Here is a 22,086-nt window from a genome sequence, read left to right as displayed (position 1 = left end):
GACTACTGGCTACTGACTACTTATTTCCATAAGTATGACGCCTTCCCAAACTTTTCATCCCCCCATGACGTTGGGCTTTATTCAATTCTTTTGATTTTTACCAACCCTTACAACCCTTCATTTTGAAAAACTCAAATCGCTTTGTCCTCATTCTGATTTTAGGATTACTTTCGGCCATCGGTCCATTCTCGATCGATATGTATCTGCCAGGATTCCCTGCCATTGCCAACAGCCTGCACACCAGTGTGGATGCTGTGTCTTATTCATTATCTAGCTTCTTTGTCGGAATTTGTTTGGGGCAGATATTGATCGGCCCGCTACTGGATCGCTTTGGCAGAAAAAGACCGCTCGTCATTGGATTGATAGTATACTTGTTTGCATCCATAGGGTGCGCACTCTCCACGTCCATTGAAATGCTGATTGTCTTCAGACTGTTTCAGGCCTTGGGCGGCTGCGTGAGTATGGTGGCACCCCGTGCCATTGTCCGCGATTTGTTTCCCGTGGAGGAAAATGCAAAAGTATTGTCCTTGCTCATCCTGGTGCTGGGGGTTTCCCCGATTTTGGCGCCGACGGTGGGCAGCCTTGTCATTGCACACTGGGGTTGGAGTTGGGTGTTTGTTTTGCTGGCCGTAGTAACCTTAGCCATCCTGATTGCGCTTATACTGTGGCTTCCGGAAAGTAAGCAACCTGATCCTACATTTTCACTACGCCCCAAACCGATCCTGGCAAGCTTCACAACGGTGATAAAGGACAAACAATTTTTTACCTATGCCTTCTCGGGAGGTATCGGGTCGGCCGGGTTGTTTGCCTATCTGGCCGGGTCGCCGTTTGTGTTTATGAAATACTATACCGTAACAGAACAACAGTACGGATGGATCTTCGCATTGATCGCGGCAGGACTGATCAGTAGCAGTCAACTCAATAATTTGCTGCTTCGCTATTACAGCAGCGAACAGTTGATGAAATGGTCTTTGGTAGTACAAGTCACTGTTGGAATATTGCTGTTTGCCGGTGCCGCCGCCGGATTATTAGGACTGGTGTCGACCATCTTTCTGATGTTTCTTTTTCTGAGTTGTCAGGGACTCATCTTTCCCAACTCTGCGGCCTTGTCCATGGCACCGTTCACGAAAGAAGCCGGAAGCGCCTCTGCCTTGATGGGCGCCATTCAGATGGGCCTTGGTTCACTGGCCTCGGCTGTTATAGGACTTCTGAATGCGCAGACACCCACCCCGTTGGCAGGTGTCATGGCGGTCTGTGCCACGATTGGGCTAGTGGTGTTACTGTTCGGCAGAAGGAAAATGGACAGTGCTGCTACGACCACGGACATTAAGGAGCAGACGTTGGATATGATTGAGAAGTATTGATGGATTTTTCAGGAGTCGAAAATTCCGGAGCTGGAAATCCGGAATTTTGGATTCACATTCCTCGGATTCCAACATAATTAAAAGGTGTAATCCTTTCGACCTATCCTCTGCTCTAAGTTTGGTTGCTTGGTCAAAAGTGGTGGAGATGGCCCTTTCAACATCGCAGATTACGAATTCTCAACAGATCAATCGGTCGTTCATGTGATGAATTTGTATAATGACATTCTTTGGAATTTCTAAATCGTTGATATTTAATTGTCTTCTTGTTAAATTGGACAAAACATTTTTTGCGTTATGGAAGCTTCAATTAGTAAAAATCCGACTGCCTTGAAAGTTGTATTACTGAAGGCTATTTATGAGCTATCCAGCATTATTACTGCCCCATGCTTGGACAAAGATGAATTGCTCATTTTTTTAAAGAAAAAATACAACATTCCGTTTTTTAAATCGGAGGAAGCGTTGGGTGAATTGCTTGGCATTGGTTTGATGGTACAATCAAAAGACGGATTAAAAGTTGGGATCAATGAAAAGTGGCAACAAACTGACTTTGCCCGATCTGTATTGATCTGATGCTTAATCCCGGCAGAGTTGCCACCCGTTTTGGAAATTCAAATCTTCGGTATATGTATGTCTTTTGGGCTGCACTGTTTACGGCAATCTTATACTACTTTGACTACAGGAAAAATCGCGATATTTCATATTTCACAAACCATTCGTTTTGGCCTGGAGAAGCTCCCCTGGGACTTTTTGTCCTTATTTATAGCGATAGGGCTTCTGATCGGAGGCGGGTATTATTTCGGAATAGATGTTGGCCTCGACAAGCCTCTACCTGAAGGCGATTCCCGGATACGACGGTACAATTGACATGGCTGTCGAATCCCTTCTCAAAGACGAACACGACGAAAAAAATATGGAGGACATACGATATGAAGGGAAGAAAAATCATATCCAGAGACTTCTCAGGCAGTATAGAAAGAATAACCATCAGGCAATGGATGTATGCATTCTTACAGATCGATTACGAACTTATTTGACGCAGATGGGAACTTACAATTCACCCGAGAATGTCATTCTGCTTGAAGGGCTGGAAAAAGAGACGAATGTTGAAACGGCCTTTTTTACGCTTGCTACTGCCGGATTCCCCAAGAGACGGCTGCAACTCCTGATAAAATAAATTTTGGTTCTCGCGTGCCGTTCGACCGGGTCTTAAATTCCCACATAGTTAAACGGAGTAATCCCCTTTAACCGCTCCTTCACCGCATCCTTCACATTCAACCCATCAATAAACACCGCCAGACTCTCCTTCGTGATCTTCTCATTCTTCCGCGTCAGGGCTTTCAACGCCTCATAAGGATTGGGATACCCTTCCTTCCGCAACACCGTCTGAATGGCTTCCGCCACCACAGCCCAGTTATTATCCAGATCGGCGTGTATAGCCGCCTCGTTAAGTTCGAGTTTGCTCAGACCTTTTAGCAGCGACTGCAGCGCAATGTACGTATGGGCCAGCGGCACCCCGATGTTTCTCAACACCGTCGAGTCGGTGAGGTCGCGTTGCAGGCGCGAGACCGGCAGCTTGGCCGAGAGGTATTCGAAGATCGCATTGGCAAAGCCGAGGTTGCCCTCAGCGTTTTCGAAGTCGATGGGGTTCACTTTGTGGGGCATGGCCGAGGAGCCCACTTCGCCTTCTTTTATTTTTTGTTTGAAGTATTCCATCGAAATGTATTGCCACATGTCGCGGCTGAAGTCGATGAGGATGGTGTTGATGCGTTTCAGGTTGTCGAACAGGGCGGCCATGTTGTCGTAGTGTTCGATCTGCGTGGTAGGGTAGCTGCGCACCAGGTTGAGGTGGTGGCAGAATTCGTCGGCAAACTTGTTCCAGTCAATCGTCGGGTAGGCGATGTGGTGGGCGTTCAGGTTGCCGGTGGCACCCCCGAACTTGGCAGCATGGGGAACGGTTTTGAGCTGCGTGAGCTGTTTCTCCAGTCGCGCGCCAAACACCATGATCTCTTTGCCCAGGCGTGTGGGCGATGCCGGTTGCCCGTGGGTGTGGGCCAGCATGGGGATGTCTTTCCATTCGATGGCCATCGTGTTCAGGCGTGTCACCAGCACGTCGACCATGGAGAAATATTCGCGTTCCAGGAATTCTTTCAGGAGCAGGGGGATGGCCGTGTTGTTGATGTCCTGCGAGGTGAGGCCAAAGTGGACAAACTCTTTGAAACTGTCCAGCTTCAGCTTTTCAAACTCTTTCTTGATGAAGTATTCCACCGCCTTCACGTCGTGGTTGGTGATCTTTTCGATCTCCTTGATCTCGGTGGCATGCGCTTCCGTGAAATTCTTATAGATCTTGCGGATGTCGTTGATCTTGTGGACGGGGAAGTCCTCCAGCTCCGTGATGGCGCCGGACAGGGAAATGAGGTACTCGATCTCCACCTGCACACGATAGCGCATGAGGCCAAACTCGGAAAAATAGGGGGAGAGGGGTTTGACGGCTTCGAAGTATCGCCCGTCGACGGGGGATATGGCGGTAAGTGGATTTAATTGCACGGTCTATCGTATTAAGCCCCAAAAGTAAGGGGCCGGGCTGAACCTGCCAAACCCGTCATACCTTCCCGGGTGCTACCGGCCAGGGACCGCTTTTTTGATAGCTCAAGCGCCTTCTTACACGGTTTTTCAGCGCGACAAGCCCCGATCCACGCTCCGGAGACGAGAAAATGCATGCGTTGATCTTCCGTGCTCAGGGTCTTAAAGAAAAGGTAACTTTTACGGATAACGTATTCCTCATTACTTTTGTACCGGCAAGGGTTTTGCCCGGCGCTTTAAAACTGGTCTCCTGATTATTTTGTTGTATCTACGGATACTGTGGAAACGGGGAGGGATGGCGAGATGACCGACAAAAATACTAATGTTACATTATGGCTTTTAGCTTCTTTAAAAAATCGGATAAAACACCACCCAAGGAAAAGGAAGAGAACCACAGCGGGCCGCGCTATTATGACCTGACCGTGAAAAACGTCATCCAGGAAACGAACGACGCCATCTCCGTGGCCTTCGTACAGCCGGAACCCAAGATCAGCTACAAAGCCGGACAATTCCTCACACTCATCGTGCCCATGCAGGGCAAAGACGTACGCCGTGCCTATTCCCTTTGTTCGTCACCGTTCACCGACCCCGACCTGGTCGTCACCGTAAAGCGTGTAGAGAAAGGGTTGATGTCCAACTGGCTGCCTGACAATTTGAAACCTGGTGCCAAGGTGCGGATCATGGAACCGATGGGGCAATTCACCACCGAGTTCGTAAAGACCAACAAGCGTCACATCATCATGTTCGCCGGGGGTTCGGGCATCACGCCCATGATGTCGCTCATCAAAAGCATCCTCACGCAAGAACCCGACAGCATCTGCTCGCTCATTTATTGCAACCGCGATGTCGATAGCATCATTTTCAAAAACACCCTCGACCGCATGCAGACCGAGGACGAAGGCCGCCTGCACGTGATCCATATCCTCGACAATGCCCCCATGAACTGGCAAGGCTACTCGGGTCTTTTGAACCACGACATGCTCACCAAACTCTTCGAGCGCATCCCCGACTGGGGCATCGACAAGACCACCTACCTCATGTGCGGTCCCGAGGGCATGATGAAGAACGTGGACACGCTGCTGGAAGCGCGTCACATCCCCAAAGAAAAGATCTTTAAGGAAAGCTTTGTGCAGGGCACCATCGATAAAAAAGAAACGCCCGCTGCCACCGAAGGAGGCGCCGCTAAAGACCACGAAGTAACCATCCGCTACGATGGCCAGGAATACAAAGTGTTGGTCCCCGCCGGCAAAGCCATTTTGGAAACCGCGTTGGATCAGGGCATCGACTTGCCATACTCTTGCCAGAGTGGTTTGTGCACCGCCTGTCGTGGTAAGTGCCTGTCGGGCAAAGTGAAACTCGACGAAGAGGAGGGACTCTCCAAATCGGAACGCGACGAAGGCTATGTCCTCACTTGCGTCGGCCACCCGCTCACCGACGATGTGGTGATCGAGATCGGATGATCCAATGGTTAAAAAAATAAAAAAGGCCTTGACTCACATCAAGGCCTTTTTTTTGCGAACAACGCGCAGCCTATTTCTTTCTCGAGGTCTCGATAAAAGCATCGATCATATCTTCCAGGATGGGAAGCGTTACCGTTCCCTGGCTGAGCACGGTGTCGTGAAAAGCGCGCACGTCAAATTTTTCGCCGAGCGCCTGCTCTGCTTTTTTGCGCAGTTCCTTGATTTTCAGTTCGCCGATCTTGTAGGCCAGGGCCTGACCCGGCCAGGAGATGTAGCGGTCGGTTTCGGTTGTGCATTCGTGCAGGGAAAGGGCGGTGTTGGCGGCGAGATAGTCGATCACCTGTTGGCGGGTCCAGCCTTTCACGTGGATGCCGGTGTCCACCACCAGGCGGCAGGCGCGCCACATTTCATAGGTAAGGCGTCCGAAGTTCGAATAGGGATCCTGGTAAAAGCCGGCTTCGATGCCCAGCCATTCGGAATACAGTCCCCAGCCTTCGCCAAAGGTATTGATATACATTTGCTGTCTGAATTTGGGCAGGTTCTCCAACTCCTGGGTAAGCGCGCCCTGCAAGTGGTGACCCGGCACCGCTTCGTGCAGCGTGAGGGCTTCCAGCGTGTACAGCGTGCGGCTCGGCAGGTTGTAGGTGTTCACCCAGTAGTGACCGGCTTCGCTGCTTTTTATGGGCGCGCCCGAATAACGGCCCGCCGTGTACTTGGGGGCCAGGTGGTCGGGCACAGGCGCAACGCCGTAGGGTTGGCGTGGCAGCTTGCCGAAGAGGGAAGGCAACTTGCCATCCATTTTCTTGGCGATGAAGGAAGCGTCTTTCAACAGCTCTTCCGCAGTTTTGGGATAGAAGCGTGGATCGGTGCGCAGGAATTTTATAAACGCCGCCAGGTCGCCTTTGAAGCCCACTTGCTTGATCACGTCCAGCATTTCGCCTTTGATGCGTTCCACTTCTTTGAGACCGAGGGCATGCACCTCGTCGGCGGTCATGTTGGTGGTGGTGTAGTAGTGAATGCGGTTCTGATAATATTTTTCACCACCCGGCAAAGCCGATGTGCCAAGGGTCTCTCGGCAGCCGGGAATGTATTCTTTGGTCATAAAATCCAGGAAGGTTTGGTAGCCGGGCACGACACTTTTCAGGATGGCTTCCTTGCCGGCGGCGATCAGCTTTTCTTTCGTTGCGGCCGGGAAGGTTGCGGGCATGTTCTGGAAGGGTTTGAAGAACAGGCTCTGGTCGGCGTCGGTCACAATGTGGGAGGTGATGGTCACTTCATAGCCGTTCAGCACCACCTTTGGCATGGTGAAGCCATCTTTCAGACCTTGTTTCATCCAATGGATATTCTGATCGACATAGGTGGGATAGGCCTTCAACCGTTCGATGTAGTTGCGATAATCTTTTTCGGTGAAGAAAGGCAACGACGAAGGCATGTGTGCAAAAGAGATGTGAAAGCCATCATCGGCGAGGATGGGGATGCGGTATTCTTTGTTGAGGTAATAATCCAGTTCTTCCTGTGCATAGAAGGTGAACAAATCATAGTTCACCAGGTCTTCACGCGCAAGCGACTTGCGGTCGACCTGATGGAGGTTGCTTAAAAGCGTGGTATAGAATTTTTCACGGCGTGCCAGGTCTTCCGGGGCAAACGAACCGAGCTTGTCGTTTTGTGTGGTGTCGTCGTTGTAGGTGGCGAAGAGCGGGAATTCTTTCAGGCGGAAGGACCATTCTTCATCGATGATGGTATACAGCGAACGGTCGGGTTGGGGCGGTGGTGCCGTGCACGCGACGACCATCACAGCCAGCAAGAGAGGTAAACATCTTTTCATAGGTGTATCATAAAGGGTTAAGGTAGTCTCCGGTTTATGTGAACTCCTGGCGTCGCCTGGATTATACAAGCTGCCCGTGTTGTGAATTAACACGGGGTTAAAATAAGCAATTCTCCTTCTTTCCCGAAACGCTGGTTGTCTCACTTTCCGCTACGAACCACCACCGGGTCATCGACCGTTTCGATGGAATGCTTTTTATTGATCGACACATTTTCTACGGTCCACTGCACACGCCGCTCGAAGGGGTGTTTCCGTACCGGGCAATCCGACTTACTGCAAATGCGACAGGAAAACTCCAGGCAGCCATCGGAGTGGACAAAGAGCTCCAACGACTCGCCAAACGCCTTGCGCACGGGTTCGGCCAGCGCGTCGATCTCTGCATGGGCTTCGTTCACGTTGAGATACCAGGGAACCGTTTGATGGCAATCGAGGTGGAGGATGCTGCCGTATTTGATGATGCGCAGGTTGTGCAGGTCGATCCAGTTTTCGCGTCGGTTGTCGTTCAGCGTGGCTACCAGTTCGGCCAGTAGTTCGGTGTCACTCTCGTCCATGATGCCGGCGATGGACGTGCGGATGATCTTATAGCTGGTGTACAAGATCACCCCGCTAAAAAGCATCGCCACCACGCTGTCGAGCCAGTAGAGATGGGTAAGGAAAATGGCGACCAGCCCGACCAATATGCCAAGCGTGGAATACGTATCGGACTGCAGATGCTTGCCGCTCGCCACGAGCGCTACGGAATGACTTTTCTTACCTTCACGGATACAAATGCTTCCTGCAAAATAATTCACCAACGCCGTCGCCATGATGAGCACAATGCCGACATCGAGTTGATGGATCGCCTCGGGATGGATGAGGTTGGTGATGGACTTATAGAAAATGAGCACCCCGGCAATGGCGATCATGCTCCCTTCCAGCGCCGCTGAAAGGTATTCCACTTTGCCGTGGCCATAGGGATGATCGGCATCCCGCGGTTTGGCGCTTACGATTAGGCTATACAGCCCCACAAAACCGGCAACAACATTCACGATGCTTTCCAGTGCGTCGGTGAGCACCGCCACGGAGTGCGTGAGGTAATAGGCCACCAGCTTGATCAGCAGCAAGGCCACCGAAAGGATGGCCACTCCTCGTTGTATGCGTATGTTTTTTCGCTGCTGGTCCATAGTTTGGAAATGGGGACGCAAATAACACCCCGGAGGGCTGCACCACAAGGGGGTGTAGTATTTATTTTAAACTCGTCACTTTTGTTCGCAGCGATCGGCTCACTTCGTTGTGCGCCAATACCGGAGAATGGCAGGAATGGCGATGAGCACCCAGATCACATTGATAAACGTGTTGGCATACGCTCCCTTCTCCAAGGAATAGATCACCAGGAAAACGCCCCCGACAATATTCATCCCATAAAACGCCAGTGAGTCGGCCGTGATTTTCTTATAGGTATTCAACCCATACGCCGCCACCACCAGCACGGACCCAATCCAACCTAAGATATCGATCAACAATGTCATCCTGTAATTCCTTTGCGCCTATCACACGGTCCTATTTCCGCAGCTTGATCAGCGCCACATACATATCGCACGTCATATACAACGTCTTCTCATCCGGCGACAACGCACAATTCGATATGGCCTCCGATAGTTTTATCTTTCCGAGCACCTTGCCGTCCTTGTTCATGATCCATAACCCACCGGGTCCTGATGCAAAAACATTTCCCTGGCTATCGACCTTGAATCCATCGGGCGAGCCTCTTTCTTTTTTTGCTTCCGCCGTGGCGTCGTGGAAGATGCGGGCATTGGCAACCGAATCATTCTCCAGGATGTCGTAAGCATACCAAATGGCCTTGTTCGGATCGGAGTTGGCCACGATAAGCGTTTTATATCCGGGGAGGAACGCAATGCCGTTTGGCCGTGTGATCGAGTCGGTGATGAGCGTCACCTTTCCCTGCGACGCTTTGTAGACACCCTGGAACGGGATTTCGCGCGTGCTGTCATTCTCTTGCTTCGGCAGGCCATAGGGTGGGTCCGTAAAGAACACATCGCCCTTATCGTTGAACACGAGGTCGTTGGGACTGTTGAACTTCTTGCCATCATAGTTATCGCCCAACGACACAAAGTTGGGTGCGGGCGCATCGAGCGGTGCATTCATGAAGGCCACGCGGCGGTCGCCGTGCTGGGCCAAGGCCAGTTTGCCTTCGTTGTTCAGCGTGAGGCCGTTGGAGCCCATCTCACCACCGCGAGGGATGTTGCCCGTGTAGCCCGACGGGATGAGGTAGATCTCCTTGCCCTTCTCGGGTGTCCATTTGTAGATGGTGTTGGTGGGCACGTCCGAGAAGATGAGCATGTTGGCCGAGGGCAACCACAGCGGGCCTTCGCTCCACTCGAATCCTTCGGCAATCACTTCCACTTTCGCATCGCTGTCCACGAGGGCATCAAAGGCGGGGTCGATGCGTTCGATCGTGCCGGTTAGTTTTTCCTTCTTGCCGCAGGCAAACAAGGCAACGGCAAGCATAGAGGCGATCAGGTATTTCATAGGGTGTAGTTAGTAGAGCCAAAAATTAACTCAAAAAATCAATATACACCCATATAAATCCACAAAGGGCAGAAGTTCGGCGGAAATCAACCCCGCGCTCACCTCACCTGTGTACTAACACCTTAAACACCCACGGTGGCTTCGCGTTTCTTGCCCACCAGCACCTGCCGCAGCGAAAGAAATTGAAGTCCATAGGCCATCGGCACCAGCAGTGCGGGAAGCCACACCACGGGGAAACGGGTGACGATGACACTGCCCGGCTCATTCATAAAAACCCGAAGGGGGGTGGGCATTGAAAGCAGGGCAGTGGCTACAATGTTGATGAGCAACCCCAGGCAGGCCAGGTTCCAGACGACCAGCCAAAAGTGTGAAAGTTGTTTGCGGGAAGCCAGCCATGCCACGGGTAAGGCCGTAAGGCCCGAAAGCACATCGAGGTTCCTTCCCTCAAAGGTCATCTGCACCGGCGCCAGGTTTTGGACGAACAACAACCACAGAAGAACCTCGACCGCGATGCGAAAAGATTGCAAGACAATGATCGCGGCCGGATCGGTGTGCTGAAGAAGGATCTTCACCGTTTCGGTCCGCACCACGAGGATGACGGTGACCAGAGGCACCACCAGCACGATCGTGAATCGGGGTGGCAATGCAGAGAAGTCGCTCAACACTCCGCTCAACGAAAGACCGCTCACTACCACGGTCCACCCCACAAGAGCCAGCAGCGTGTTGCGGAACAGGCGCTTCTTGCGCTCTTCGGGGAAGGGCGTAGCGTGGAGGCTTTGGCGAAAGATCTTAAAGAAGAAATACCAGGTGGCAAGCGTGACGGCCGCAAAGCCGAGTTGGGTAAAAAGATAAGAGGTTTTCATAGCGCAAAAGTCAATTTACGCTAATCAACGCGAAGCTGCCCGAAAGCGGGATGACAATTGTTGCTAATTTCTTGAAGAACAGCCCATATGCCCACCCATCTGCTTTGCAGTGGCACGGCAGCCTGTGGTCGTAACGATCCGGCTCTGAGAAGGAGGGAGGAATTGTCACAACAAAAAAAAAGGTTTACAGGTCGGAAGACCCGTAAACCTCTCTTTGATTTTTACAAACTGTAAGCTAGAACGATGCGCCTGCCTTGGGTTCTTTCAAAAGCACTTCACGCAGCATTTCAATGGGAGGCATGCCGTTGTCCAGCAGTTGATCGTGGAATTTTTGCAGCGAGAAGTTCGCGCCTTCCTGTGCCTTATATTCCTCGCGTAATTTCAGGATCTGGAGTTTGCCAAGTGTATACGACAGATAGCCCGGGTCGAATGTACCGCGCAAGGCTTCCTGGTATGCAGGCTTGTAGGAGTAATAGGCATTGTCCTGGATAAATTTTGTGGCGTCGGCCAGGCTCATGCCTTCGGTGTGGGTTTTGAGCGACACACAGAGACGACACAGGCGCAGCAGCGACTCGTCCAATTGCGCCAGGTGATATTTGGCCTGGGTCACGGGGTCTTTGGCGCCAAAGCCTTCTTCGATCATCATCTTTTCTGTGTAGTGCGCCCATCCTTCCACGAAGGCATAGCTGCCAAAGGTCTTCTGGATCTTTGAAGTCGGCGAGGCATTGAGGTGGAGGAACTGCACATAGTGGCCGGGATAAGCCTCATGCACGGAAATGATGTCGGTCACATAATAGCTGAACTGTGAAAGCCACTCTTCTTTTTGTTTGGCCGACCAGGTTTTCTCCGTGGGCGTGATATAATAAAAGGCCTGGGTAGCTTTTTCAAAGGGGCCGGGCGTATCCATGGAAGCCGTGCTGGTGGAGCGCGCAAACTGCGGTGTCTCTTTTACTTCGACCCGTACTTCCGAAGGCACGGTGATGATCTTTTTGTCGAGGAGGAACTGGCGGATGGTCTCCAGATTTTTGCGGGCATCGGGGATCAGGTTTTCCGCTTTGGGATGGTCTTTCTTGAGGTCTTCGAAAACGTCGATGGCTTTTTTATTGGGGTTGATCTTTTTGGCCACCTGCGCGAAAAGCTCCTGCTCTTTTTTCAACTCGGCCAGGCCTTGCGTGAGGATGTCTTCAGGGTTCACGTCCAGCATTTCGTTGTACAACAACATCTTCTTGTAGTTCGCTTTGCCGATGGCATAGCGGTTGTGCACCTTGGAGAGTTTTTCTTTCTCCAGCCACGTGGCAAATCCACGCAATTCTCCGATGGCCTTTTTATTGGCGGCGTTGAAAACGGTTCGCAGCGTGTCGTCCACACCCTGCGCCAAGGCTTCGACCAATTCCTTTTCCAGAAAGTCGGCGCCACCACGGGCAATGAGGATGGCGGTTTCCACATAAGGCTTGGCCAGCGAGTCGGCCAGGTTCTCACGGGCTGCGGCGAAGATGGCCGGGGTTTGATCTTCAATGGCGATAACGGATTTGACCCGTTCTTTCAGCGGCGCGAAGTCGCGTTGGGCAAAGATGTTGAGGCTGATGGAGCCTGCATAGGTCATCGGGTTTTTTGTATAGATCCCCAGGTCTTCCATGGCAAAGATCTCCTGGTGGATGGCGGCCAACAATAGTTTGTGATCAAAGCGTGCTTTCGGACTCAGGGAGTCACCCAGGGGTGCCAGCTTCTGTTCGAACGCTTTCAGGCGGTCAAGTTCGGCCGCCAGACCGGCTTTGCTATAGTCTCTTTTGGCCCGGTCGTATTGATGCAGGCCCACATAGGTGGCCACGCCGGGGCGGAAGGTGAAGTACCCGTCCAGGAACTCATCGGCCATCTTGGCGAAGGTGGAGTCGGGCGAGGGGCCGGAGGCCGTTTCTTTTTTGGGTTTACAGCCGCTGAACAAGAGCAGCAATCCCAGCACGGGAATGAAAAGGCGGATACATTTCATATCAATTCGGATAGTTTAGGTTTGGGGTTCGACAGGGAGAAGCGGCACGCGGTAAAATGACGATGACCGTTTCATAGGCAGACCGGATTCGGGTTGACGGTCTCAAGATAAAAATATACGGCAACAACGGAAAGCAGGGACCCGAAAAATACCGCCCGTGCCAGAAGCCGTTTTGTCCCTTTCGTGTCCTGGAACCTTCCGGCATAGTTTGAAGTCGCCCTAAAATTCCTAACTTCGACCAAGAGCCCATCCCAGCCCTGCAACATGAAGGCCATGGCGGTGGGCTTTGCCTTTGGATCACGTTGGTTGAAGCGACAGGTCTTGCAAAAAAAATAAGCGACGTTACCCGAATTCAGGTAAGTGTCCCTGGGTTACCGGATCCGGTTATCGTCATGAATAAAAATACCTGAAGGTGTTTGTCGATTAATTTTTGCGTACCATGAAATTTCCTAGCCTCTCACGAAAATTCTGGGTAGCCATCACCACGCTCCTGGTTATCGGCGGACTCTTTGCCTACTACCTGTTGGTATACGTTCACGGTCGCGAAGAGAAACTTCGGGAAGAAAAATACAGGGCCCTGGCACGGTATGGAGAGAACATGGTCGCGATGCGGTCGGACTATGCGAAGACCATCGTGCGATCGTGGTCACGCGCAAAAGAATACCTGGAGGGAAAGAAAAAAATCCCCGTCGATAGCGTTACCAAAATTGTCCGGAGAGACCTCGACAAGGTTACGTATGAGGGATACCTGAACGACGCCGAGATCGACGTTCGCATGCACAATCATTTTGAGCGGATCTATTTCGTCTACCCCAACGCGCATCCCAACCAACACGGCGTCTTCAGTCTCCCGATGGCCAACTTCGCCTACCGCCCCGACCAGTTCGACGAGTTCTTTATCATCAAGCGATACGATCATGCCCTGCACCAGGACGAAAAGGCTGGCCCTCCAATCGCCAACGAAGCCTTTCAAACCCTGGAGAATCGCATCGACCTCCGGAATGTAGACTCGCTGATGGTGACGCGCAAAGGAATTTTCACCAGCCGGTTTGGCAACATTGAACTGGCCGACACCAAATACAAGCTGTTCGTTCATACCATCGAGTTCCAGGAGGGCGAAAACTGGATGCTGTGTGGCCTGATAAAAGCCGACACCTTCAACGAACAAACGCGCGAGGTGGACCCGCTCATCATTACCAGTGCCATCCTGATCATGCTGTTCCTGCTCATGTCCATGCCCATTTTAAAATTGCTGGTCATGAACGCCATCGAGCGTCTCAACATTCTGAATGTTTGGTTTGCCGGGTTCAGCATCGTGTTTGGCAGCGCCGTACTCTTCCTGATGATCTGGACGGGAAGCGACAACCTGCAATCCAACGAAGCGGTGGACCGCGACCTGACGAGTCTTTCGAACACCATCAAGCTGCGCTTTCAGAACGAGTTGGATTCCATCTACGGCGTGCTCAATTCCGTGAAAGACAACTTGTCGGGCAAGTTGTCGCGCGATTATATGGAGGCCGATTCCGCCGAGAAGAATCGCTTTGTGTTTGGCGATGTGCTCCATGAACAGAAACGCAAAGGCGTCCGGGACCTTGGCGTGGGACAGGCCTTCCTGAAAAAGACGGTGGGCAATTACCCCTATTTCAACTACATCCTCTACATCAACGCCGCGGGCAAGCCCATAATCACACTGACCACCCAAGACCAGGATAGCAACTATCCCATGCCGAACCTGCGCTCGCGCAAATATTTCAGCCGCGTGCTGGAAGACAGTCTCTGGTATTTGCCGGGCACTGGAAAAATTGAAAAAGGTGTCGAGCCGAAATTATTTACGCTGCAGTCGATCCAATCCTGGACCGACCATTCGCCCGAGGCGGGGATTGGCATCGCCCACAACACCCTGGCATCGACCAGCGTGCTGGCCATGTCCACGCGGCTCCATTCCGTGATGGACCCCATACTTCCCCCGGGTTATGGTTTCTGTATCGTCGATGAAACGGGTGAAGTGTGGTTCCACGCCAACACGCTCAAAAATCACCAGGAAAATCTCTTGCTGGAAGTAGACCGCCGCGACAAGCTGACCGCCGCCATACAAGGCCGGACAACGATCCACTTCTCGACCGACTACGAAGGTCATCAGCAGCGCATGTACACCCAACCCATCGACGACGTTCCGCTGCACCTCGTGGTGTTTCACAACAAAGACGATCAGCGTTCGCCGGTGGTGCTCACCATCTTTTTTGCGTTCTCATTTTTGTGCGTGCTCTTCTTTTCGCTGGGCCTGCAGTTGCTGGTGTTGTTCCTTTGCGACTACACAACGTCTCGACTGAATAAGCGACGCTTCTTCCTGCGGTGGCTGCTCCCGGTGCGCGAACGGTCCGAAAAATACAAACGCGTCATCGTCGTCCAAGTCGTGGTCATGATCGTCTCGTTGATCCTGCTCTGGTGGGCGGGCGACCTGGCGGTGGGAGTCACCTTCGTTTCCCTGCCCATGATGCTGCTCGTGTTCTACTGGTTGGTGTTTCACGAGCGAAAGGGTTGGAAAGGCTTTGTTTTCCCAGGCTGCAGCATCCTCCTCATCCTGCTACTGGACTGGAGTTCGTTTTCGTATTGGGACAACTCCTGGGAAACCTTCTTGTTACAGGTGGTCTTCGCCGGGATTTTGGCCGTTTCCTATTTTGTATCGGAGTTCATCGTGCAACGGTGGTTCTATGACGATGTGCGCGAAACGTATGAAGGCGGACGGCGACCTCATTTCATGCGCGATATGCTCACGTATCCCGGCAACTACAGCACCCAACTGATGTTGTGGGTGGTGCTGGTCAGCATCATTCCCGTGACCTACTTCTACCGAACGGCACACTTCGAAGAAGCCGTGATCTGGACACGCTATCAACAACTGATGGCCGCCGAAGCAAACTTCAATCGGACAAAAAACTTCGATGTCATCTTGGTTCCCTTCAACGATCCCGAAATGCGTCAGAAGATCGACTCGCTGGGCAACTATCTGCCGTATTCGTCCAAGCCCGTGAGCGACGAACACGACTCGAATTCGGCGTTTCAGAAATTGCTCTTCCAATATTGGCCACGGCTCACGAGCGCCCTGGGCATGTCGAGCACCGGCGCGTTCAAACAGGCCAACGACGGAAAGTGGCAGTGGAGCATGTCCGACAAACAAGACGTGGGCATCGAATTCCGGAACGATCCGCGCAAAGGGCAATATGAAGAGCAACATCTGTCAACCACCATCAAGGGTTTTAATCCCGTGTGTGGCGAATACGGACTTTTTATTTTCCTGCTGGTCGTGCTGTCGTTTTTCCTGGTGGGAAGAATTATCAGTTTTTCGGTGAAATATATTTTTGGATTGGGATGGATCCCGCGCAAACAACGGCTGGGCGAATTGCCCTTCAAGATCCGCAACGTGCCGCGCTTGTTTGTGGTGGGATTGCCGCAATCGTCCAAGCACGAGTTCATCAGCCGCGTCATTGCCAACGCCGACGTCTTCGATTGTCAGCAAGGTCCCGATTCCTGGGTGCCCTCGGATAGTAAACCCGTGAAAGTGATCCGCCATTTTGAATTTGCCGTCAACGACCATGCGTTCAACCAGAAAAAACTCGACCTGGTGCAGAAGCTTTTGTCCGCGAAATCGGGCCAGATCATCATCACCTCCACCATCCAGCCCACGGTGATCCTGGAAGTGTACCGCCATAAGATCAAGGACTATCAAAAAATCCCCGCCGACAAGCAGGACGACAGCCGGAAATCCGAATACAAAGCCGCTCTGCGGAACTGGAAAAATATGTTGAGCGAGTTTGAGGTATGCTATAAATCCATTCGCCCGTCGCAAAAATCAATTCCCGCGCCAAGCCTGGTCGACCGCGAATTGAAAGCCTGCTATTACCTGCGCACCCTGGAAAAAAGAAAATACATCACCCACGGTGGTCACGACGAAGAGGATTTCATTTTGCGTGTGGAGGAAACAGCAGAGCCCTATTATCATGCCGTGTGGAACTCGCTCTCCAAAATTGAAAAGTATTTTCTGTTCGACCTGGCCAAAGACGGTTTTGTAAACCTGAAAAATCAAAAACTGATCCGGTCGCTGATGCAGAAGGGGCTCATCGAAATGAAAGACTCCCTGCGAATGATGAACCAAAGCTTCAATAATTTTATCCTCAACGTGTTCAAAGAGGACGAAGAACTCGACATGGAAAAAGAGGTTTCGCGAAACGGCACCTGGCACAGCATCCGCCTGGTGCTGGTCATGGTGCTGCTGGGCATCGTGGTGTTTGTGGCCCTGGCCCAAAAGGAACTGTTCGACAACCTGAACACCTTCCTGCTGGCCCTGAGCGGTGCACTGGCGCTGCTTTCCAAATTCGGCGGGTTGTTTGGCCCGGGCGCCAAGGCCAAAGAATAACATTGATCATACGGCTCAAGCGATGAGGTTTTAGGACCGGGTGACTCCATAAGGAAAGAATAAAGTATTCACGCTTTCCCATTTCTTTTATCTTTGACAGTCACCGCAAACCTCATGTTCATGAAAATAAGAATCGGACTCGCGCTCCTGCTGTTCGCGATCATCACGGCGCAAGCCCAGCAAACCCCACAAAGCTTCACCCCCGCAAAATCCGCCGAAGACGCCGGCTTTTCCAGCGAACGCCTGCAACGCCTCGACGCCATCATGCAAAGCTTCATCACCGAAGGCCTGGCGCCTAACGCCACCGTGTTCGTGGCCCGCAATGGCAAAGTGGTTTCTTACAAGGCCTATGGCTACAGCAACGTGGAAACCAAGACCCCGCTAAAAAAGGATGACCTCTTCCGCATTGCCTCCCAATCCAAGGCCATCGCCACGGTGGCGTTGATGACCCTCTTCGAACAAGGTAAATTTCTGCTCGACGATCCCATCAGCCAATACATACCCGAATTTAAATCACCCCGCGTCCTGGAAAGCTTCGACGCGGCCACCTTGAAATACGAAACGCGTCCCGCCAAAAGCGAGATCACCATCCGGCACCTGCTCACCCACACGGCAGGCATCCCTTATCAACACCCCCTTGAAAAATTGCCCGAATTCCAAGTGCCCTACTTCAACTCCACCCAACCCGACGTGCTGGCCGACGTGGTGAAGAAGATCGCAGCCCGACCCCTGACGGCCGACCCCGGCGAAAAATTTGTCTATGGTCTCAACACCGACGTCATCGGCTACCTCATTGAACTGTTGAGCGGCAAAAAACTGGATGTGTATCTGAGAGAGTCCGTCACTGGCCCGCTCGGCATGAACGACACCTATTTCTATCTGCCGGCCGAGAAAGCGTCGCGCCTGGTAGAATTGTATTCCAAACCTTCCACCGACAAACCCCTGCAATTAAACCCAAACCAAGACTATCGTTCTTTCGCCACCACGGGCGCCAAGACCTATTTCTCTGCGGGTGCGGGCCTCATCAGCTCCACCGAAGACTACGCCCGCTTCTGCCAGATGTTGCTCAACTACGGCCGCTTCAACAACCACCAGATCCTCGGCCGCAAAACCATCGAGCTGATGTTCCGCAACCAGATCGGCGCCCTCGAAGTTTGGGACCGCCGAGATAAATTTGGCCTGGGCCTCATGGTCGTCACCGAGAACACCCACTATGGCGACAACGCCAGCGTCGGCTCGCTCACCTGGGGTGGCATGTACTGCTCCGAATATATGATCGACCCAAAAGAAAACCTCATCCTCCTGGTGTTCACCAACGTCGAACCCTACGCGCACTCCGACGACTTCATACACAAATTCAGAATTGGAGTATACCAGGCGCTGCGCTGAACAAGCAGAAGCACAGGAGAGAACAAAAACATTGAATAACCCTGGCCTTTGGCCAGGGTTGCCAGAACTTCCTCGCCCCCGTGCTTTAGCCCTGACCACACGCGAGCACTCGCCACTCCGGACCTACTCTGCAGCGATGTCAACCGGATCACTGGGGACAGCTATGGATCGACTCCTCAATCATTCTTATGATCCTTACCATACACCGCCGCGATCGCCGCATATGCAATCCGCTCATCCTCCGCCTCCGACAACCCGCTCACGCCAATGCCACCCACTACCACACCTTTGCTGCGGACCGTGACACCACCGCCAAATCCGGTAACACCATCATCTCCCCAGAAGGCCGGAGGACGATCGTTATCGTTCATGAACTCACCCATGAGCTTTGTGTCTTTGCGATCGATCGCCGCCGTATAGGCTTTATTCCGGGCAATGCGCGAGGCCGCGGGACTGGCGCCATCCATGCGTAGAAAGGCCAGCGGTTCACCCTCCGGACCGCTCACGGCCACGGCGATCTCTTTCTTTATCTGGTGTGCCTCGTGAATGACATGCTGGATCATTTTCAGGGCTTCTTCGGAACTGATGCGTTGTTGGGTATACATGGGATTTGAATCATGGTGAACCGACAAGATATAGGGTGGGGGGTAATTTAGCAATGTGAAGTTTTTAACAGGCAAAGACCGCGGGAACCAACGTTAGCGTAAAACAGAAAGAACCCGTTGGTTGAAATTGTTGATGGTTTGTGAGCCAGGTTTTTTATTTTTCGATTTATTCCACCCGGAGGGTAATAATTTGATCTATGATACAGGTTTCCAACCTTGCGTTTCGCTATTCGCCCTCGGTCGCCATCCGGTTCCCGGATTTTTCGGTGGCACGGGGCCAGCATTTTTTGTTGCTGGGCGATTCCGGCAGCGGCAAAACAACGTTGCTCCACCTGGTGGGCGGCCTGCTCCGGAATTATGAAGGGTCGGTCTCGGTAGATAGCACGGAGCTGGCCACGCTTTCGGAAACCGCATTGGATCGCTTTCGCGGTCAGAAGATCGGCTTTATCTTTCAACGCAATCATTTGCTTTCGGCCCTGTCCGTAGAACAAAACCTGATGATGTCGCCCTACCTCGCCGGGCTTCCCATCGATAATGGGCGCATCGCCGATGTGTTGGCTACGTTGGGGCTGGCCGAGAAACGCAAGAGCCGCGTCAACACCCTCAGCCAGGGCCAGGCGCAGCGCGTGGCCATCGCCCGCGCCGTGCTCAACAAACCGGCCATCATCTTTGCCGACGAACCCACGTCGGCCCTGGACGACAAGAACTGCGACCGGGTGATCGCCCTGTTGCTGGAAGCCGCCAGTCAGCACGAGTCCACCCTCATCATCGCCACCCACGACCAACGCCTGAAGTCACACCTCACCCAACAAATCCAACTCACCGCCTCATGAGAACGCTGCGCCAACCTTGTGCCTCAGCGCCGCTGCGGTCTAACATTACAACCCACACCGCATGACACTCTTCACGCTCGTCTGGAATTATCTCAAAGCGCGTCCGCTCAACACGGCCATCAACATCATCCTGCTTTCGCTCGGCATCGCCGTGGTCACCATACTGCTGCTCTTCAACACACAACTCGAACAAAAGATCACCGACAACGCTCGCGGCATCGACCTGGTGGTGGGCGCCAAAGGCAGTCCGCTGCAACTCATTCTCTGCAACATCTTCCACGTCGATTTTCCCACGGGCAACATCAAACTAAAAGAAGCCGAAAAAATTGCCCGCAACCGCCTGGTGAAACGCGCCATCCCCATGGCCCTGGGCGATAGCTACCAGACCTATCGCATCGTGGGCACCAGCCGCGACTATGCCGATCTCTACAAGGGCGAATTGGCACAAGGCGATTGGTGGGAGCATCCCCTGGACGTGACCCTCGGTGCCAACGTGAAAAGCCTCACCCAACTCAAGATCGGCGACACCTTCGCCAGCAGTCACGGCCTCACCACCACCGGCGACGACCACAAGGACCATCTCTACAAAGTGAAGGGAGTGCTCAAAAAAAATAACACGGTGCTGGATAACATCATCCTCACCGCCGTGGAAAGCATCTGGGAAGTGCACGAACATGCCGACACCACCGCCCACGTACACGAAACCCGCGACACCCTCGCCATGCCCTCTCGCCTCGTGCCTTCGGTGGCGGCCAATGACTCGGTGAAAGAAGTTACGTCGCTGCTCCTGCAATACCGCTCGCCCATGGGGGCTATTCAATTGCCGCGAATCGTCAACGCACAAAGCAGTCTGCAGGCCGCGTCGCCGGCGTTTGAAACGGCACGCTTGTTTTCCATCCTCGGCGTAGGTGCCGATATCATCATGGCGTTTGCCTATGTACTCATCGCGATCTCGGGTCTCAGCATTTTTATTGCCCTCTACAATTCCCTGAAAGAAAGACGCTACGACATGGCCATCATGCGCTCCATGGGGGCCACGCGCACCAAGTTGTTTGTGTCCGTGCTCCTGGAGGGCGGGCTGCTCACCCTGATGGGCAGCGTCATTGGCTTGCTGATGGGCCACGGCGTTTTAATGCTTTTGAACACGCTGGTGGAAGAAACCCAAAAGGCAGGCATCGGGGGCATGGTGTTCTATTCGCAGGAATGGATAATTTTGGGCGGAAGTTTGTTGCTGGGTTTAGTGTGCGCCCTGATCCCGGCCCTACAGGCTTACCGCACCGATATTTCGAAGGTGCTGGCGTCTAACTAAGGTTGGACACGGCACGGGCCGACGATAAAAGGATCAATCGTAAAAAACATTAGTCAAAGCATAAAGGACACAGCAATGAAAAAGTGGATGATCGTATGGGCCTGCGTGGCCGCTTGCAGCGTTTCGTTTGCGCAGACAAAAAAGGATTTCTGGACCGAGTTTGCCAAGACCAAGTTCGAGCCGAAGTACTACGAGAAACTGGGAGAATACCTGTTCTATCCCACCTTTCCCGCCGAGCTGAAAGCCTTGGAGGGTAAAGAGATCACGATGGAGGGATTTTATGTGCCCTTTAGTCCGGAAGGCGAAACGTATATCATCATCTCGAAATACCCCATGAGCCAATGCTTCTTCTGTGGTGGCGCGGGTCCGGAGTCTATCGCCGAAGTGAATTTTGCAAAACCGCCCTCCAAATTCCAGGTCGACGACCTCATCACCATCAAAGGGAAACTCCGCTTGAACACCGACAACATGGATCATGTCAATTTCATCCTGGACCAGGCGCTCCTGGTCAGCAAGTAAAATATTTTCCAAAACCCGAAATCCGGTTCCTCCGTCCGCTTCGTAAGTACAGGAAAGCAACCCTGGCTGAAGGGTAAGGTTAAATTTGGTTTTATGGTTTTAGCTTAAGGCCGCCTTCAAAAAGGCGGCTTTTTGTTTTGAATAGGGTCGGGCTTGAGGGCACGAAACCCGTTGGAATGAAAATTTAGGCGAGTCTAAAATTTCATAATCAAGACTTCGATTTTTGACAAAACTTCCAGGGACGGCGAACAGAAGCTCCGCAAAGGCGCTGCAATCTTGATCCGGCAGGAATGCCGGTTGAATTAAATATCGGCCGTGGCTCACGAAAAGCCGGAACTAAGCGTTTAAACGAGTAGATTTTGAGGATCAAGCGGTTACAAATCCGCCGATTTTAAACAGAGTTGTGTCT

The 22,086-nt window shown here is 52.5% G+C and carries 17 protein-coding genes; 9 read left to right on the top strand and 8 right to left on the bottom strand.

What is annotated here, in order from left to right:
* Window positions 1-122: 122 nt before the first annotated feature.
* The 3 genes from BUB30_RS07205 to BUB30_RS07195 all read left to right on the top strand — a co-directional run bounded on the left by BUB30_RS07205 (window position 123) and on the right by BUB30_RS07195 (window position 2,538).
* A complete protein-coding gene (locus BUB30_RS07205) occupies window positions 123-1,364 on the top strand; it encodes a multidrug effflux MFS transporter (RefSeq protein ID WP_073132309.1) in 1,242 nt (413 codons plus the stop codon).
* A 294-nt stretch (window positions 1,365-1,658) separates the two neighbouring features.
* Window positions 1,659-1,934 (top strand): hypothetical protein, encoded by a 276-nt coding sequence (locus BUB30_RS07200; RefSeq protein ID WP_073132306.1) that lies wholly within the window; start codon window positions 1,659-1,661, stop codon window positions 1,932-1,934.
* Window positions 1,935-2,169: 235 nt separating this feature from the next.
* Window positions 2,170-2,538, top strand: a complete 369-nt coding sequence (locus BUB30_RS07195; protein WP_073132302.1) for a hypothetical protein — start codon at window positions 2,170-2,172, stop codon at window positions 2,536-2,538.
* A 32-nt stretch (window positions 2,539-2,570) separates the two neighbouring features.
* On the opposite strand, the gene purB is transcribed toward BUB30_RS07195, so the two are convergent.
* On the bottom strand, window positions 2,571-3,908 hold the full coding sequence (gene purB, locus BUB30_RS07190) for an adenylosuccinate lyase (RefSeq protein WP_073132300.1): 1,338 nt from the start codon (window positions 3,906-3,908) through the stop codon (window positions 2,571-2,573).
* Between the two features lie 368 nt (window positions 3,909-4,276).
* On the opposite strand from purB, the gene BUB30_RS07185 reads away from it, so the two are divergent.
* Window positions 4,277-5,404 carry a ferredoxin--NADP reductase gene (locus BUB30_RS07185; RefSeq protein WP_073132299.1) on the top strand — a complete coding sequence of 376 codons (1,128 nt, stop codon included), beginning with the start codon at window positions 4,277-4,279 and terminating at the stop codon, window positions 5,402-5,404.
* A 70-nt stretch (window positions 5,405-5,474) separates the two neighbouring features.
* On the opposite strand, the gene BUB30_RS07180 is transcribed toward BUB30_RS07185, so the two are convergent.
* The 6 genes from BUB30_RS07180 to BUB30_RS07155 all read right to left on the bottom strand — a co-directional run bounded on the left by BUB30_RS07180 (window position 5,475) and on the right by BUB30_RS07155 (window position 12,608).
* Window positions 5,475-7,229, bottom strand: a complete 1,755-nt coding sequence (locus BUB30_RS07180; RefSeq protein ID WP_073132297.1) for a DUF885 domain-containing protein — start codon at window positions 7,227-7,229, stop codon at window positions 5,475-5,477.
* A gap of 140 nt (window positions 7,230-7,369) precedes the next feature.
* Window positions 7,370-8,392: a cation diffusion facilitator family transporter gene (locus BUB30_RS07175; protein ID WP_073132295.1), complete on the bottom strand. Its 1,023-nt coding sequence runs from the start codon at window positions 8,390-8,392 to the stop codon at window positions 7,370-7,372.
* Window positions 8,393-8,491: 99 nt separating this feature from the next.
* Window positions 8,492-8,737, bottom strand: a complete 246-nt coding sequence (locus tag BUB30_RS07170; protein WP_073132293.1) for a CBU_0592 family membrane protein — start codon at window positions 8,735-8,737, stop codon at window positions 8,492-8,494.
* A gap of 31 nt (window positions 8,738-8,768) precedes the next feature.
* On the bottom strand, window positions 8,769-9,758 hold the full coding sequence (locus BUB30_RS07165) for an SMP-30/gluconolactonase/LRE family protein (protein WP_073132291.1): 990 nt from the start codon (window positions 9,756-9,758) through the stop codon (window positions 8,769-8,771).
* A gap of 122 nt (window positions 9,759-9,880) precedes the next feature.
* A complete protein-coding gene (locus BUB30_RS07160; protein ID WP_073132289.1) occupies window positions 9,881-10,621 on the bottom strand; it encodes a hypothetical protein in 741 nt (246 codons plus the stop codon).
* Window positions 10,622-10,856: 235 nt separating this feature from the next.
* The gene (locus BUB30_RS07155; protein ID WP_073132287.1) at window positions 10,857-12,608 is read right to left on the bottom strand and encodes a DUF885 domain-containing protein; all 1,752 of its coding nucleotides are present in this window, start codon (window positions 12,606-12,608) and stop codon (window positions 10,857-10,859) included.
* Window positions 12,609-13,047: 439 nt separating this feature from the next.
* Between BUB30_RS07155 and BUB30_RS07145 the strand changes: the two genes are divergently transcribed.
* The gene (locus BUB30_RS07145) at window positions 13,048-17,022 is read left to right on the top strand and encodes a cache domain-containing protein (RefSeq protein ID WP_073132283.1); all 3,975 of its coding nucleotides are present in this window, start codon (window positions 13,048-13,050) and stop codon (window positions 17,020-17,022) included.
* A gap of 120 nt (window positions 17,023-17,142) precedes the next feature.
* Complete coding sequence (locus BUB30_RS07140) at window positions 17,143-18,411, top strand: serine hydrolase domain-containing protein (protein ID WP_073134913.1); 1,269 nt, start codon at window positions 17,143-17,145, stop codon at window positions 18,409-18,411.
* A gap of 176 nt (window positions 18,412-18,587) precedes the next feature.
* Here BUB30_RS07140 and BUB30_RS07135 read toward each other — a convergent pair whose 3' ends face one another.
* On the bottom strand, window positions 18,588-19,016 hold the full coding sequence (locus BUB30_RS07135) for a GlcG/HbpS family heme-binding protein (protein WP_073132282.1): 429 nt from the start codon (window positions 19,014-19,016) through the stop codon (window positions 18,588-18,590).
* A gap of 197 nt (window positions 19,017-19,213) precedes the next feature.
* Here BUB30_RS07135 and BUB30_RS07130 point away from each other — a divergent pair, with 197 nt between their 5' ends.
* The 3 genes from BUB30_RS07130 (at window position 19,214) to BUB30_RS07120 (ending at window position 21,677) form a co-directional block, all read left to right on the top strand.
* Window positions 19,214-19,849, top strand: coding sequence for an ABC transporter ATP-binding protein (locus BUB30_RS07130; RefSeq protein ID WP_073132280.1), 636 nt, complete (start codon window positions 19,214-19,216; stop codon window positions 19,847-19,849).
* A 61-nt stretch (window positions 19,850-19,910) separates the two neighbouring features.
* Entirely contained in the window at window positions 19,911-21,158 is a 1,248-nt protein-coding gene (locus BUB30_RS07125) for an ABC transporter permease (RefSeq protein WP_073132279.1), read from the top strand.
* Window positions 21,159-21,233: 75 nt separating this feature from the next.
* Window positions 21,234-21,677: a hypothetical protein gene (locus tag BUB30_RS07120; protein ID WP_073132277.1), complete on the top strand. Its 444-nt coding sequence runs from the start codon at window positions 21,234-21,236 to the stop codon at window positions 21,675-21,677.
* Window positions 21,678-22,086 lie beyond the last annotated feature (409 nt).

Origin of the sequence: Chryseolinea serpens, assembly GCF_900129725.1 — a bacterium.
In the GTDB taxonomy this organism is placed as follows: Bacteria; Bacteroidota; Bacteroidia; order Cytophagales; family Cyclobacteriaceae; genus Chryseolinea; species Chryseolinea serpens.
Note: the sequence above shows the minus strand (reverse complement) of the source record. Positions and strands in the feature narration are given on the sequence as shown.

Excerpts from the sequence above, each read along its gene's own strand:
- BUB30_RS07155 (WP_073132287.1), bottom strand. The coding sequence starts at position 12,608 with ATGAAATGTATCCGCCTTTTCATTCCCGTGCTGGGATTGCTGCTCTTG.
- BUB30_RS07195 (WP_073132302.1), top strand. The coding sequence starts at position 2,170 with ATGTTGGCCTCGACAAGCCTCTACCTGAAGGCGATTCCCGGATACGAC.
- BUB30_RS07160 (WP_073132289.1), bottom strand. The coding sequence starts at position 10,621 with ATGAAAACCTCTTATCTTTTTACCCAACTCGGCTTTGCGGCCGTCACG.
- BUB30_RS07200 (WP_073132306.1), top strand. The coding sequence starts at position 1,659 with ATGGAAGCTTCAATTAGTAAAAATCCGACTGCCTTGAAAGTTGTATTA.
- BUB30_RS07180 (WP_073132297.1), bottom strand. The coding sequence starts at position 7,229 with ATGAAAAGATGTTTACCTCTCTTGCTGGCTGTGATGGTCGTCGCGTGC.
- BUB30_RS07185 (WP_073132299.1), top strand. The coding sequence starts at position 4,277 with ATGGCTTTTAGCTTCTTTAAAAAATCGGATAAAACACCACCCAAGGAA.
- BUB30_RS07125 (WP_073132279.1), top strand. The coding sequence starts at position 19,911 with ATGACACTCTTCACGCTCGTCTGGAATTATCTCAAAGCGCGTCCGCTC.
- BUB30_RS07135 (WP_073132282.1), bottom strand. The coding sequence starts at position 19,016 with ATGTATACCCAACAACGCATCAGTTCCGAAGAAGCCCTGAAAATGATC.
- BUB30_RS07140 (WP_073134913.1), top strand. The coding sequence starts at position 17,143 with ATGAAAATAAGAATCGGACTCGCGCTCCTGCTGTTCGCGATCATCACG.
- BUB30_RS07130 (WP_073132280.1), top strand. The coding sequence starts at position 19,214 with ATGATACAGGTTTCCAACCTTGCGTTTCGCTATTCGCCCTCGGTCGCC.
- BUB30_RS07175 (WP_073132295.1), bottom strand. The coding sequence starts at position 8,392 with ATGGACCAGCAGCGAAAAAACATACGCATACAACGAGGAGTGGCCATC.
- BUB30_RS07170 (WP_073132293.1), bottom strand. The coding sequence starts at position 8,737 with ATGACATTGTTGATCGATATCTTAGGTTGGATTGGGTCCGTGCTGGTG.
- BUB30_RS07145 (WP_073132283.1), top strand. The coding sequence starts at position 13,048 with ATGAAATTTCCTAGCCTCTCACGAAAATTCTGGGTAGCCATCACCACG.
- BUB30_RS07165 (WP_073132291.1), bottom strand. The coding sequence starts at position 9,758 with ATGAAATACCTGATCGCCTCTATGCTTGCCGTTGCCTTGTTTGCCTGC.
- BUB30_RS07120 (WP_073132277.1), top strand. The coding sequence starts at position 21,234 with ATGAAAAAGTGGATGATCGTATGGGCCTGCGTGGCCGCTTGCAGCGTT.